Origin of the sequence: Mesorhizobium sp. M0011, from assembly GCF_040324155.1 — a bacterium.
GTDB lineage: Bacteria > Pseudomonadota > Alphaproteobacteria > Rhizobiales > Rhizobiaceae > Mesorhizobium.
In genome coordinates this window covers 186,592-200,232 of record NZ_JAMYVQ010000009.1, presented here as the reverse complement: position 1 = coordinate 200,232, position 13,641 = coordinate 186,592, and the positions used below count along the sequence as shown (strand labels likewise).

Here is a 13,641-nt window from a genome sequence, read left to right as displayed (position 1 = left end):
GGAAGATGAAAAATCTCGCACTCTCCCCATTCGCAACCAACACTCAAGAAACCATCGTGGAGACGATCATGAAACCCCTGTCATACGCCAGGCGCGGCGCGCGCTGGCTGATGGCGGCCGGTATCGCGGTCGCCATGCTAACCCCGGTGCAAGGCTTTGCGGAAGGCGCTGCCCCGATCACCCCGGAGCTGAAGCTCGATCTCGACAGTTCGCGCGTCATCACTCCGAGGCCCGACCGGGTCGTGCCCTTCTTCACCAAGAAAGGCACTCAACGAGGCTGCGACTACGTCGTCTATTCGCTGAGCTTCGGCCTGCGCGGCGATCCGCAGGGCCTTGCCGACCCGAGCCTTGAGGCCAGGCTGAAGAAGGTCCGGGTCGACTTCAAGGACCAGCTTCCGCACGGCCTTGAGATCGTCAACGTCAATGTGTCCGGCGACGGCACGGATTCATCCGGCGGACCACTGCCGGGCGCGACGATCAGCACCTCGGCGGGTCCCAACGATACCGCTGTTGTTTCAGACTTCCGCATCTCCACTTCCGATCTCGACGGCGCCGGCGCTCCCAACGAGCGCGTCATCAACTTCAAGATCACGGCCAAGATCGATCATGCGGCATTTCCCGCGCCGACGATCGTCGACAACCAGGGGATGATCAAGGTGACCGCCGGACCGGGCACCGGGACCATCATCCCGTCGCAGGATCCGAGCAAGCCCGACGACGGCGATTTCAAGACCGGCGTGAAGACCTCGATCAAGATCGACGTCACCAAGTGCAACCCACCGCCGCCACCTCCCGGCAAGGAATGCTTCAAGGTGGAACGCGGCACGGTCGATTGCGTGCCCGGCGGCGGTGCCTTCATCTACCACATGCCGGTCGGCCCGGAGATGGGCGGCAAATGGGTGCAGGTTTCGACGACCACATCAGGCATCACCATCATCCCCGACACGCAACTGGTGCCGGCGGGCGGCGGTGTGCTCAACTGGAAGATCGTCGGCGCATCGCCCGGCGACGTCATCCACCTCATCGTCACCGGCATCGAAACCTATGCCGGTCCGAAGGAAGGCTGGGGCCTGTGCTGCACGCAGACCATCGACATCGTCATCCCGCGTGACCAGAGGTGCCCGCCCAAGGACAAGGAGCCCGACCTCAAGGTTGAGAAACGCGCCGACGTGACGCGTTGCACGATGGGCGGCGGCTGCGACTTCACCATCAGGGTCACCAATGTCGGCACCAGTGCCTACCACGGCAAGATCGTGCTCGACGAGGTGACGCTGCCGGCCGGCTCGACACTCGATTCAGGGCCCAATCCGCCCTGGGTCTGCGTACCCGGCACCACCCCTATGATTTGCACCCATCCGGTGACCACGCTCAATCCGGGGGCCTCCGTCGACCTCAAGCTCGGCTTCAAGCCGGCCGGAGGCTGGCAAGGCAGCGTCTTGCGCAACTGCGCCACCTATAATTACGGCGCCAGCGACAAGCCACTGTTCGGCAGCCAGTCGAACGACCGCGGCTGTGCCTCGATCCCGGTCTGCCGACGTGGCGACCGTGACCGCGACTGCCGGCCGCCGGTCGAAAAGAAGGTCGACCTGATCCTGAAGAAGCGTGCCCGTATCCCGGTCTGCACGGCCGACGGCATCTGCTACTTCGTGATCGACATCATCAACAACGGCAGCGCCACCTACAATGGACCGCTGACGGTCATCGACAATTATCCCGGCGGCGCGCCAGCCTCCTCGACCTTCGGCCCGAGCCCGCCATGGACCTGCGCACCAACCGGCCCCGGGCTGTTCCGCTGCGACAATGCGGGCATCTCGCTGCCTCCGGGCGGCTCGACGCCGATCGTCGTCAAGGCGGTCATGCCGGCCGGCTACCAGTCGGACACTGTCGAGAATTGCGCGACGGTGAAGCCCATCCCCGGTGAAAACGATCTCACCAACAACAAGGCCTGCGCAAAGGAACGCTTCCGTCATCCCAATGGCGGCAAGCCGACCTTGCGCATCACCAAGGTGTGCAACGGCTCGCTCGCCGGCGCTGCGGTCATCTCTTGCCGCATCACCGTCATCAGCCTTGGCACCGCTGCCCCCACCGGCCCGGTGCGGGTCAACGATGCCGCCACGCTGGTTGCCGGCGGCGCGCCTGTCCAGATCCAAACCGTCACCCCTGACGGTGCGGAATGGGCGTGTGGACCGGTTCCGGCCAACGCGCTGTCGTGCCAGATTCCCGGTGCCGTCATGGTACCTGGAACCAGCCGCCACTTCGACGTGACGGTCTCGGCCAATGGCGCGTTCGAAAACTGCGCGCGCGGCTCCTATGGGCCGGCACCGGGCGACGACGTCGTCTATCCCTTTGGCCAGGCCTGCGCCAAGGGCGGCGGTTCTTCGACCATCCGTGTCGAAAAGACCGGCGACCGTGAATGCAGGCTCGGCCAACCCTGTTCGTTCGAGATCACCATCACCAATGACGGAACGACCCCCTTCTCCGGGCCGGTCCGCATTGGCGATGCGATCGGCGTGGAGGGTCTCGGCAGGCTGGAAGGCGTTGAGATCACGTCGATCGATCCGCCCTTTGGCTGTTCGCCGGAACCGGCAATCTTGCCACTGTCCTGCATTGCCAATTTGTCGCTCGGCGCCGGCGAAAGCCGGGTGCACCATGTCACCGTGGTCATTCCCGACGACGGTCGCCTGGCCAATCTGCAGGGCAATGTCAGCGGCCAGAACTGCGTCGGCGTGCTCTCTCCCGACACACGGGTGCAAGGCGGTGGCGACGTGCTTTCCGACGACCAGGCCAACATCGAGGGCGATCGCGGCAAGGCCTATGCCTGCCATCCCTTCACCATTGGCCAGGAGACGAAGAAGGAATGCTCGCAAGGCTTCGTCATGAACGATGCCGGCCGCTGCGTTTGCCCGGAAGGCACCACCTACCGCAACGGCCAGTGCTCGCCGGGCGGTGGTATCGTGCCGAAGCCGGAACAGCCGAAGCGCTGTGTGCTGCTCGAAGGCCAGATCCGCACCGAGGACGGCCGTTGCGTCTGCCCACGCGGAACCGGGCTCGAGAACGGCAGATGTGTCAGGACCGACAAGCCCGAGCAGTGCACCATCCGTGGCCAGGTCCACAATGCGGATGGCGATTGTGTCTGCCCCAGGGGAACCGAGATCAGGGGCAATGCCTGCCGCCCGATCCAGCCAAAGCCTGAGCAGTGCACGATCCGTGGTCAGGTTCACGACGCCGATGGAGACTGCGTCTGCCCGAGAGGGACCGAGGTGCGCAATGGTGCCTGCCGCCCGATCCGGCCAAAGCCTGAGCAGTGCATCATCCGTGGTCAGATCCACGACGCGGATGGCGATTGTGTCTGCCCAAGGGGTACCGAGGTCAGAAACGGCGCCTGCCGTCCGATCCGGCCAAAGCCTGAGCAGTGCACGATCCGTGGTCAGGTCCACGACGCCAACGGCATTTGTGTCTGCCCGAGGGGTACCGAGGTGCGGGGCAATGCCTGCCGGCGCAAGCAGCCGACGCAGGAGCAATGCGACATACGCGGCCAGGTCCACAACAAGCGCGGCGAGTGTGTCTGCCCGCGTGGGACGCAGGTGATCAACGGCGCATGCCGCAAGCCCAGACAGGAGGTGGAATGCGCACCGGGCTCGCAGATGATCAACGGCCAATGCCAGCCGATCATCAGGCGGCGCTGCCCGGAAGGCACGATCGGGCGCTATCCGAACTGCCGGCCCGTCCGCGGACAACCGTCGCTGGAGCTCAACCCCGGCCTGCTGCTGCAGCAGGTACTGCCACGGAGCAGGCCGCAGGTCGAACAGCGGCAGGATCCGGCTCAAGACAGAATCCTGAAGCTCCAGCAGCAATAACCACTGCTCGACACGAGACCAGAAACCCGCCGGAGCAATTCGGCGGGTTTTTCTTCGTAGCTGTGGGGGCAAGCGGGAATTGGCCGCACGTGATCGGGGATGCTGGCACGTCAGCCTGCGCGGTGCCCGCGCCTGCACCCTCGACAAGTCGGCTGTGGCACATTAGGCAGTCGATAGGGTGGCCGAACGAGAAGGACACTCGGAAAGGCCGCACCCATGAGCAGAAAGACCCTGATTGCACCATCGGTGCTGGCGTCGGATTTTTCCAAACTCGGCGATGAGGTCGAAGCGGTGGCGGCGGCCGGCGCCGACTGGATCCATCTTGATGTTATGGACGGGCATTTCGTGCCCAACATCACCTTTGGCCCGCCGGTGATCAAGGCGATCCGCAACCGCACCAAGGCCTTCTTCGACTGCCATCTGATGATTGCCCCGGCCGACCCCTATCTGGCCGCTTTCGCCGAGGCCGGCTGCGACGGTTTGACCGTCCATGCCGAGGCCGGCCCGCATCTTGACCGCTCGCTGCAGACCATCAGGAACCTTGGCAAGAAGGCCGGTGTGTCGCTCAATCCGGCGACGCCGGAAAGCGTGGTCGAATATGTGCTCGACCGGCTCGACCTGATCCTGATCATGACCGTCAATCCGGGCTTCGGCGGCCAGGCCTTCATCCCGGCGGTTGTCGACAAGGTGAAGCGGGTCAAGGCCCTGATCGGCGGCCGGCCGATCCGCATCGAGATCGACGGCGGTGTTTCAGCCGAAACCGCGCCGCTGGTCACCGCTGCCGGCGCCGACGTGCTGGTGGCGGGCGCCTACATCTTCAAGGGCGGCAGCGTCGAGGCTTATCGCCAGAACATCCAGGCGATCAGGACGGCAGCCGACAACGCAGCCGGCTGACCGGCGGTGTTCCCGCGGTCGGCCCGACATGCCGGCTAAGGTTCTGGTCCCGGGCGGGGCTTGTGAATATCTGATGCGTAACGGCATCGGGCTGAGCGGTTGCCTGATTCGGTCTCAAGGTCCGCCGGCCTATGCCCAAAGCAGACAGTTGATCTCGCGCGCATACAAAAGAACAGAAAGACAGATTCTCCTGCGTGCATACAAAACATGTTAAGTTTCCACAGGTTGTGAAAATGCGCGGAATTACAGCATTGCACTCCGGAATGCCGCATATTCCTTTGTGCTAAAGTACAATAACGTGATCTTCTGCTTGAGCAGGCGAATGCTCGCGCTGTATGGTACAAGTACGAGACGGCGGATGCTTTCAGACTCGAATCGCCCAGGCCAAGTCTTGGGGACAAGGAGTCGCTATGACATACGGAGCTGCCAATCTGAACGACGACGCTGCGGGACCGAAGAGCACGCTTGCCAGTACGGTCTATCAGCAATTGCGGGACGATCTTCTCGGCGGTGTCCTTGAAACCGAGAGCAAACTGCGGGTCGAATGGGTTGTCTCCAAATATGGGGCCGGCGCCTCACCTGTCCGCGAGGCTCTCAATCGCCTCGCCTCGGAAGGACTTCTCGGCCGGCACGACCAGCGCGGCTTCTTCATCATGCCGGTCAGTGCGCCGGAACTCGAAGAGCTGACGCGCACCCGCTGCTGGCTCGAGGAGCGGGCGCTTCGCGAATCCATCGTCCACCGCACCGCCGAATGGGAAGAACAACTCGTGCTGGCGCTGCATCGCCTGGGCCGTGCGTCACGTTTTTCGCCGCAGAACCTCGTCTCGCTCAATCCCGATTGGGAGAGGCTGCATCGCATCTTTCACAGGGTGCTGATTTCGGCCTGCCGGTCGCAATGGCTGGTGGGGTTTTGCGACCAGCTCTCCGATCACGCCTATCGCTACCGGCAAATGGCCAATGATGGCGAAGGCGTCCAGCGCGACGATTTCGGCGAGCATCGCCTGATCGCCGAATGTGCCCTGGACGGCAATGCCGACGGCGCCGTCGAGGCACTGCTCAACCACTACCGGTTGACTGCCGCCATGTGCATGAAACGCTTCGAGCAGGACGACGAAACGAAGGAACTCGCCGGCAAACGCGCTCGGCGATAGCAGTCGTTTCCTGGCGGGTCTCTTGCGCTCGTTTCTTGCGCTCAGCCTGCGTGGAGAGCGGCTGGCGTGAACCGCTGCCGGCGGACTTGACGGCGCGGCCAAGAACCGCGAACTCTCGCCGCCGAGGCATGCCGCGACAGGCGCATGCCCAGCGCCGCCGCACCCAGGGAAGTCTTCATGAGCAATCATCTGTTCGATGCGTTCCGGTCCCGGATGCCGGCGCCAGCGCGCTTGCTGATGGAAACCGATGATGGCCGCTTGCTCACCTATGGCGATATGCTGGCCCGCTCGGCGCAGCTTGCGCATGCGCTACTGCAACTGGATGTCGAACCCGGTGACCGCATTGCCGTGCAGGTCGAGAAGAGCCCGGAAGCGATCATGCTCTATCTCGCCTGCCTGCGAGCCGGCGCCGTCTTCCTGCCGCTCAATACCGCCTACACATTGGCCGAGCTGGAGTATTTCTTCGGCGACGCGGAACCACGCCTGGTCGTCTGCGACCCGGCAAGAGCGGCCGACATCGGCGCGCTGGCGGAAAAGACGGGCGCCGTCACCGTCACGCTCGGCCGCGACGGCCGGGGATCGCTGACCGATCAGGCCTCGCGGCTGCCGACGGATTTTCGTGACGTGGCGCGCGGGCGGGATGACCTTGCGGCAATCCTCTACACGTCGGGAACCACCGGCCGTTCGAAAGGCGCCATGCTCAGCCACGAGAATCTTGCTTCGAACGCGCGCGTGCTGGTCGAGCACTGGCATTTCACTGGAGACGACGTGCTGATCCACGCATTGCCGATCTTCCACACGCACGGCCTGTTCGTCGCCACCAATGTCGTCCTGATGGCCGGCGCCTCGATGCTGTTCGAGCAGAAGTTCGATCCGGCCCGCATCGTCTCGCTGATGCCGCGTGCCACGGCCCTGATGGGCGTGCCGACCTTCTACGTTCGCCTGTTGCAGCAGGATGGGCTGGACCATGAGGCGGCAAAAAACATCCGTGTGTTCATTTCCGGTTCGGCGCCGCTGCTGGCAGAGACGCACAAGGCCTGGCGCGAGCGCACCGGCCACGCGATCCTCGAACGCTACGGCATGACCGAGACCAACATGAACACCTCGAACCCCTATGAGGGCGAGCGGCGCGCCGGTACGGTCGGGTTCCCCTTGCCCGGCGTCACGCTTCGCATCGCCGATCCCGACAGCGGCGCAGCACTTGCGCAGGGTGAGGTCGGCATGATCGAGGTCAAAGGCCCCAACGTCTTCGGCGGCTATTGGCGCATGCCGGAGAAGACCAAGGCGGAATTCCGCGCCGACGGTTTTTTCATCACTGGCGATCTCGGTATGGTCGACGCCGACGGCTACGTCCACATTGTCGGCCGCGGCAAGGACCTGATCATATCGGGCGGCTACAACATCTATCCGAAGGAACTCGAAAGCGAGATCGACGCCCTCGACGGGGTTAGCGAAAGCGCCGTCATCGGCGTTGCCCATCCGGATTTCGGCGAAGGCGTCACCGCCGTCGTCGTGCGGGCGCCGTCATCGCCGATCAACGGTGCCGAAATTCTCGGCGCCATCGCCGGGCGGGTGGCGAAATACAAGCACCCGAAGCGGGTGATCTTCGTCGATGAACTGCCGCGCAACACCATGGGCAAGGTACAGAAGAACCTGCTGCGCGACACCTACAAGGACATATACGCATCATAGTTGCGCTGGGGCAGGGGCGCCTTACTCCTTGCGCGGCCTTTCGGCCCGGCTGCCGGAACCCCACAAGGCGCGCTTCAGCAGGTTGCGCTTGCGTGGGGCGAGATTGATGTCGCTGACAAGCTTGGCGCCGCCCTCGCGCCGTTCGAGGGTGATCTTGCGGCTGTGGAAGGCTTCCAGCTCGGCCCGGTGCGCCACGCTGATGATGGTGACATCAGGCAATTCGCGGATCACCGTCGCCATCATGGTGTCCTGGCTCTTCTCGTCGAGCGCCGAGGTTGCTTCATCCAGCACGACGATATCGGGGCGGTGCAGCAGCAGGCGCGCGAAGGCGAGGCGCTGCTTTTCGCCGCCCGACAGCGTCTGGTCCCATGGCGCTTCTTCCTTGATCCTTTCGGCAAGATAGGCAAGGCCGACCTTGTCGAGGGCGGCCTTGATCTGTTTGATCGTCCACTTGTCCGCCGCCGCGGGATAGGCGACCGCGCGGCGAAGCGTGCCCGAGGGGATGTAGGGGCGTTGCGGCAGCATGAACAGTCGCCTGTCGGCGTGGAAATTGACGCTGCCGCCGCCCCATGGCCACAGGCCAGCAACGGCCCGCACCAGCGTCGACTTGCCCGAGCCGGATTCGCCAGCCACCAGCACGCGCTCACCCGGTTCGATCGCAACCTCGGTTTCCTTGACCACGGAGGTGCCGTCGTCGAGCGTGACGGAGAGTTCGTCGAGGCTGAGCATCGCACCGTCTTCGGTTTTGCCGTGCTGGATGCGTCCGAGCGCGTCGCTCTGCTCCGCACGCTCGAGCCCGTCGAGCGACATCATCAGCGAGGCGATGCGCCGCGCCGAGGCGTTCCAGTCGGCAAGACGCGGGTAGTTGTCGACCAGCCATCCGAACGCGCCTTGCACGATGCCAAAGGCAGACGCTGCCTGCATCACCTCGCCAAGGGTCATCGAGCCTTCGAGGAATTTTGGCGCGCACAGCAGGATCGGCACGACCGGCGCAAACAGGCTCGATCCCTGCGACACCGCCGCCGTGCGCATGTGCTGGCCCGTCAGCAGCGCCCATTGCCTGAGCACATGGCCGAAATTCCTGTCGATGCCGCTGCGCTCCTCCTCCTCGCCGCCCAGCAAGGCGATGCTCTCGCCGTTTTCGCGCACGCGCGTCAGCGTGTAGCGCAATTCGGCTTCCGCCTGGTTCTTCTGCTCGGAGAGCCGGACGAAATGGCGGCCGATGACCACCATCGAGGTCGAGGTGATGGCGGCATAGATCATCGCGGTGATGACTAGGAAGCCGGGAATGGTAATGCTCTCGCTGCCGATCGGCAGGGTGAGCGCGCCGCCGATGGTCCACAGCACGACGATGAAGGTCGAGGCCGACAGGAACGCGTTGAGGACGCCGGCGATGAAATCGACCGGCGACTCGGTGGCGATGCGCAAATCCTCGGTCATGCGGGCCTCGGGGTTCTGGTGGTCGCCGCCGACGAGGTTCAATTGGTAGTAGCGACCGCTTGCCAGCCAGCGCGCAATGACCGCGGTGGTCAGCCAGGAACGCCAGCGGCGCTGGATCGTCATGCGCAGGTAAACCTGCGCGACGACAAGGCTGCCGCTGCAGATCACCAGCGGCACGAATACCGCGCTGAGGAAGTAGACGCTGCGGGCGTTGCGCTGCTCGAGCGCATCGAACATCGAGCGGTTCCAGACATTGATGCCATACTGGAAGCCGATATTGATGCAGATTAGAAGCAAAACCCCGATCGTGAACGGCCAGGCGAGCCGGTCGCCGCGCCGGCTCCAGTAACCGCGCGCGCTGATCCAGAAACGCCGCAGCAGATATTTCTTGCGCGCCTGCTCGGCCTCTTCGAGCGTCAGTTGCGGATCGGGCTCGACAGCCTCCGGTGGCGGTCCCGGCTGGCCGTCGACCTCGGGGGCAGCTTCGGCGGCCGACGGCTTTTTTTCGCGCAACTCCTCGTGGCGTGGCCTCTGGTCACGCGGCGCTTGCTGTCGCGGCTTCAAGGCACCGCGCGGTTTGATGCCGTCGGCCTGTTTCAATTTGGGTTTCGCCTCGGACATACGCTCCGACAACGACCTCAAAATCAAAAGGTTTCATGACGTCAGCCGACTTGAACCTGAAATCAACGCAGTGGCGGAACCGGCCGCAAAAACCTTTTCGCCGCCGATCCAGACGCCCTTCGTGTCGAGATCGTCCGACAGCGCGACCATGTCCGCGGCCGTGCCGTTGGCGAATCGGCCCAGCCGGTGCGACTGGCCGATTGCTTGCGCCGGATAGAGCGAGGCCATGCGCAAGGCCTCGGAAAGCTCGACCCCGACGACGCGGTGGATGAAACGAACGGCCGAGATCATATCGAGATCGGCGCCCGCCAGCGTTCCGTCGGCGAGCCTCAGGCTGCCATCCCTTCGATAGATGGTGCGGCCGTTGAGCGTGAACGACGTCATGTCGGTGCCGATTGTCGCCATGGCGTCGGTGACCAGCACGATTTTGCCGGGACCTTGCTTGGCGCGCAGCGCGATCTTGATCGTGGCCGGATCGACATGGATGCCGTCGGCGATGAGACCGGCCGACAAGCTGCCGATGTCGATGGCCGCGCCGACCAGTCCGGGCTCGCGATTGCCGATCTGGCTCATCGCGTTGAACAGATGGGTGACCATCGAGGCGCCGCCCGCGGCAAAAGCGCTGGCGGTGGCATAGCCGGTATCGGAATGGCCAAGGCTGACGATGATGCCGGCCTTGGCGAGTGCCGCGACGCACGCCGGCTCGACGGATTCCGGGGCAATGGTGGTGAGCAGCACCGGTAGTTTCTGCCGCGCGGCGATCAGCATCGCCTGATCTGCATCCGTCATCGGCCGGATCAGCGCCGGATCATGCGCGCCCTTGCGGGCGACCGACAGATGCGGGCCTTCGAGATGCAGCCCGAGAAACCCAGGCACCTTCTGGCGCGCCGCTGCCTCGCCGGCGGCGACAGCGGCGGCAGTGATGCCGGGCGTGTCGGTGATCAGCGTCGGCAGCAGCGCCGTCGTGCCGAAAGGCGCGTGCGCGCGGCAGATGGTCTCGATCGAAGCGACATCGGGGTGGTCATTGAGCATGACGCCGCCACCGCCATTGACCTGCAGGTCGACGAAGCCCGGCGCCAGCACGCCGCCGCCGGTGTCGACGACGCGGATATCCGAGGCGATGGCGCCGGCGGGCAAAATGGCCTCGACGAGACCGTCGCGCACGACAAGTGCGTGGCCTTCATGCCAGTCGTCCCCATCGAAAATCCGGGCGCCAGTCAGGGCAAAGCGATCGCTCATACTGTCTCCGTCACCTTGCGAAGATTGCGCGGCGTGTCCGGGTCGAGACCGCGATGGCGGGCAAAGGCCTCGACGAACATGTAGAAGGAGACGATCAGCGTCAGCGGATCGGTCAGCGGATGGCCGGTAGCGACATGCGGCAGGCGCACGGCGCGCTGGGCTAGTGCGGAGGTGACGAACACCGGCGCGCCCTTGGCCGCCAGGCTGTCGGCGGCCTCGGCAATGGACGGTTCGGACGCATCGCGCGCGGCCAGCGCCAGCACCGGAAAGTCGGGGCCGATCAGCGCCAGCGGGCCATGCATGACTTCGGCCGCACTATAGGCCTCGGCATGCATGCCGCAGGTTTCCTTGAATTTCAGCGCCGCCTCATTGGCCATCGCCGCCGACGGTCCGCGGCCGAGGATGAACAGCGATTTCTGCTTCTCGATCGTCTCAGACAGCACGCTCATCCAGTCGCAGGCGATCGCCTTGCCGAAATGCTCCGGCAGGCGGGCAAGTGCGGCCAACAGCGCATCGTCACCGGTGGCGTGCGCCATCAGAGCGAGGCCGGCGACGGCCGAATTGATGAAGGTCTTGGTGGCCGCCACGCTGCGCTCGGGGCCGGCCAGGATATCGATCGCATAGTCCGAAGCACGCGCCAGCGGCGAATCGGCGGTGTTGGTGATGGCGACGGTCAGCGCCCCGCCATCCCGCGCGGTTTCGGCCATGGCGACGATGTCGGGGCTCTTGCCCGACTGCGAGATCGCCAGGCAGGCCGAGCCGGCCAGCCTGAGCTTGCGGCCATAGATCGAGGCGATGGACGGTCCGACCGATGCCACGGCCAGTCCAGCGGTCAGCTCGACGGCATATTTCATGAAGGTGGCGGCATGATCGGACGAGCCGCGCGCCACGGTGACGACAAACTGCGGGTCGCGTTCGCGGATGCCACGCCCGGCCTCGGCCAGCACGGTGCCGGAGCCATCGAGCAGGCGGGCGACGGCTTGCGGGATCTCCTCGATCTCGCGCCGCATATGGGTCATTTCTGTCGTCATGGTCGGCCCTCTTCGCTCGGCCCTGTCAGCCGCAGTTCGGCGACGAAATCATAGGCGTCGCCTCGGTAGATGGAGCGGGTGAATTCGATCACCTTGCCGCTCGCCAGATAGGAAATACGTTCGATGTGCAGGCCGGCGATGCCTGGCGGCACTTCGAGCAGGCGCGCGTCGCTGTCGCCGAGATTGGCGGCGGAGATGCGCTGCACCGCCCGCACCGGCCTGTTGCCGGTCAATTCCAGCGCTGCATAGAGCGAGGAGCCTATATCGGCCGGATCGGGCAACACGCTGGCCGACAGCGAGGCGCGTTCGATCGCCAGCGGCGTGTCGTTGGCAATGCGCAGGCGCGCCACGCGCGCCACAAGTTCGCTCGACGAGAGGCCGAGCACCATCATCTCGTCGGGCGAGGGGGCATAGAGGCCGCGGTCGAGCCATGCCGAACGCACCGCCATGCCGCGCCGCGCCATGTCTTCGGTAAACGAGGTCAGCCGCGACAGCGACTGTTCGACACGCTCCATGCGCGGCGCCACGAACGTGCCGGAACCGTGGCGCTGGACCAGGATGCCGCCCTTGACCAGGTCTTGCACCGCCTTGCGCACGGTAACCCGCGAAATGTCGGCCTTGGTGGCGATGTCGCGCTCGGAAGGCAGCGCGTCGCCGGGTCCGATCAGGCCGCGATTGACGGCGTCCTCGATGCTCTTGCGAAGCTGCAGATAGAGCGGCGCGCCGCTTTGCGCCTGATGTTTCAGTGTGGCGAAGATCTGGTCGGCGGCCTCGCTCATCGAGCCACCTCCGCGTGTCCGGCGAAAAGGCGGACCGCCATCTGCACGGCGCCGCCCAGCGCGTCGTCGAGCGGCGGCTTCAGCAGAGCCCGGTAGCGGGCCGACAGGCGCGGCGCGTAGAGCGGCGCCAGCCCGCCGAGCAGGCACAGCGGCGCGTCGTCCGCGAGATCGAGCGCGCCGAGCGAGGCCTCGACGTCGGCGACCACCCTGTCGAGGATCCAGTTGGCGACGCTGTCGCCCTTCTCGGCATGCTCGAACACCTTGGGCGCGAAGCCACCGAAATCGCCGGGCTTGGCATTGGTGGTGAATTCGACCACGTCCTCCGGATTGTTGCGGAAAACCGCCAGCATGCTCTGCGTCAGCGGCGAACCTTCGCGGACGCCGTCATAGGCAAGCAGCGTCTGTTCGAGCAGGTCTCGGCCGATGCGGGCGCCGCTGCCCTGGTCGCCGACCTGGAAGCCCCAGCCGCCGATGGCGCGCGATTTGCCGTTCTTGCGCGCCATATAGGCGGTGCCGGTGCCGAGGATCGCCATGGCGCCGTCACCGGAGCCGACAGCGCCTTCCAGCGCGATCTCGGCGTCGGTCTCGACACGGCTGATGCTGAACGGCAGGATCGCTTCGAGCTGCTGCCGGTAGGTGCCGACATTGGCGCCGGCAAGGCCGAGAATGGCCGGCGTTTGGGGGATCCGCTCGGGATCCTGCCCGGCGGCGATGAACGCCTGCCGTGCGGCCTCGACGATGTTCGAGCGGGCGCCGGTCAGATCGGTGCGGATGTTGGCGGCGCCGCTCTTGGCGCGGCCTATGACGGCACCATCCGCTGTTGCCAGGGCGGCCCTGCAGCTGGTGCCGCCGCCATCGATTCCGAGCACGAAATTCACGTGAATTCTCCTCCGGGCGGATAATACCAATAAAATACCAATAGCCAAGGGTTAATTTC

At 65.0% G+C, this 13,641-nt stretch carries 9 protein-coding genes; 4 read left to right on the top strand and 5 right to left on the bottom strand.

Translation table 11 applies throughout. From position 1 onward, the window contains the following. Positions 1-5: 5 nt before the first annotated feature. The 4 genes from NKK51_RS13445 (at position 6) to NKK51_RS13430 (ending at position 7,594) form a co-directional block, all read left to right on the top strand. Positions 6-3,857 (top strand): DUF7929 domain-containing protein, encoded by a 3,852-nt coding sequence (locus NKK51_RS13445; RefSeq protein WP_352553282.1) that lies wholly within the window; start codon positions 6-8, stop codon positions 3,855-3,857. A gap of 216 nt (positions 3,858-4,073) precedes the next feature. Next, the gene (gene rpe / locus NKK51_RS13440; protein WP_352553280.1) at positions 4,074-4,751 is read left to right on the top strand and encodes a ribulose-phosphate 3-epimerase; all 678 of its coding nucleotides are present in this window, start codon (positions 4,074-4,076) and stop codon (positions 4,749-4,751) included. Positions 4,752-5,161: 410 nt separating this feature from the next. After that, entirely contained in the window at positions 5,162-5,902 is a 741-nt protein-coding gene (locus NKK51_RS13435; RefSeq protein WP_128305144.1) for a GntR family transcriptional regulator, read from the top strand. A 177-nt stretch (positions 5,903-6,079) separates the two neighbouring features. Next, complete coding sequence (locus NKK51_RS13430; RefSeq protein WP_352553278.1) at positions 6,080-7,594, top strand: malonate--CoA ligase; 1,515 nt, start codon at positions 6,080-6,082, stop codon at positions 7,592-7,594. 21 nt (positions 7,595-7,615) lie between these two features. Here the strand turns inward: NKK51_RS13430 and NKK51_RS13425 are convergent, their stop codons facing one another. The 5 genes from NKK51_RS13425 to NKK51_RS13405 are packed head-to-tail and all read right to left on the bottom strand — an operon-like array spanning position 7,616 to position 13,582. Next, positions 7,616-9,655, bottom strand: coding sequence for an ABC transporter ATP-binding protein/permease (locus tag NKK51_RS13425; RefSeq protein ID WP_352553276.1), 2,040 nt, complete (start codon positions 9,653-9,655; stop codon positions 7,616-7,618). Between the two features lie 33 nt (positions 9,656-9,688). After that, positions 9,689-10,894 (bottom strand): N-acetylglucosamine-6-phosphate deacetylase, encoded by a 1,206-nt coding sequence (gene nagA / locus NKK51_RS13420; RefSeq protein WP_352553275.1) that lies wholly within the window; start codon positions 10,892-10,894, stop codon positions 9,689-9,691. Next, positions 10,891-11,925 carry an SIS domain-containing protein gene (locus NKK51_RS13415; protein ID WP_352553274.1) on the bottom strand — a complete coding sequence of 345 codons (1,035 nt, stop codon included), beginning with the start codon at positions 11,923-11,925 and terminating at the stop codon, positions 10,891-10,893. The genes nagA and NKK51_RS13415 overlap by 4 nt, the downstream gene beginning before the upstream one ends. Beyond that, complete coding sequence (locus NKK51_RS13410) at positions 11,922-12,704, bottom strand: GntR family transcriptional regulator (RefSeq protein ID WP_027040192.1); 783 nt, start codon at positions 12,702-12,704, stop codon at positions 11,922-11,924. Before NKK51_RS13410 ends, NKK51_RS13415 begins: the two co-directional genes overlap by 4 nt. Further along, the gene (locus NKK51_RS13405) at positions 12,701-13,582 is read right to left on the bottom strand and encodes a glucosamine kinase nucleotide-binding domain-containing protein (RefSeq protein ID WP_352553271.1); all 882 of its coding nucleotides are present in this window, start codon (positions 13,580-13,582) and stop codon (positions 12,701-12,703) included. The genes NKK51_RS13410 and NKK51_RS13405 overlap by 4 nt, the downstream gene beginning before the upstream one ends. Positions 13,583-13,641 lie beyond the last annotated feature (59 nt).

Excerpts from the sequence above, each read along its gene's own strand:
- NKK51_RS13445 (WP_352553282.1), top strand. The coding sequence starts at position 6 with ATGAAAAATCTCGCACTCTCCCCATTCGCAACCAACACTCAAGAAACC.
- rpe (WP_352553280.1), top strand. The coding sequence starts at position 4,074 with ATGAGCAGAAAGACCCTGATTGCACCATCGGTGCTGGCGTCGGATTTT.
- NKK51_RS13435 (WP_128305144.1), top strand. The coding sequence starts at position 5,162 with ATGACATACGGAGCTGCCAATCTGAACGACGACGCTGCGGGACCGAAG.
- NKK51_RS13430 (WP_352553278.1), top strand. The coding sequence starts at position 6,080 with ATGAGCAATCATCTGTTCGATGCGTTCCGGTCCCGGATGCCGGCGCCA.
- NKK51_RS13425 (WP_352553276.1), bottom strand. The coding sequence starts at position 9,655 with ATGTCCGAGGCGAAACCCAAATTGAAACAGGCCGACGGCATCAAACCG.
- nagA (WP_352553275.1), bottom strand. The coding sequence starts at position 10,894 with ATGAGCGATCGCTTTGCCCTGACTGGCGCCCGGATTTTCGATGGGGAC.
- NKK51_RS13415 (WP_352553274.1), bottom strand. The coding sequence starts at position 11,925 with ATGACGACAGAAATGACCCATATGCGGCGCGAGATCGAGGAGATCCCG.
- NKK51_RS13410 (WP_027040192.1), bottom strand. The coding sequence starts at position 12,704 with ATGAGCGAGGCCGCCGACCAGATCTTCGCCACACTGAAACATCAGGCG.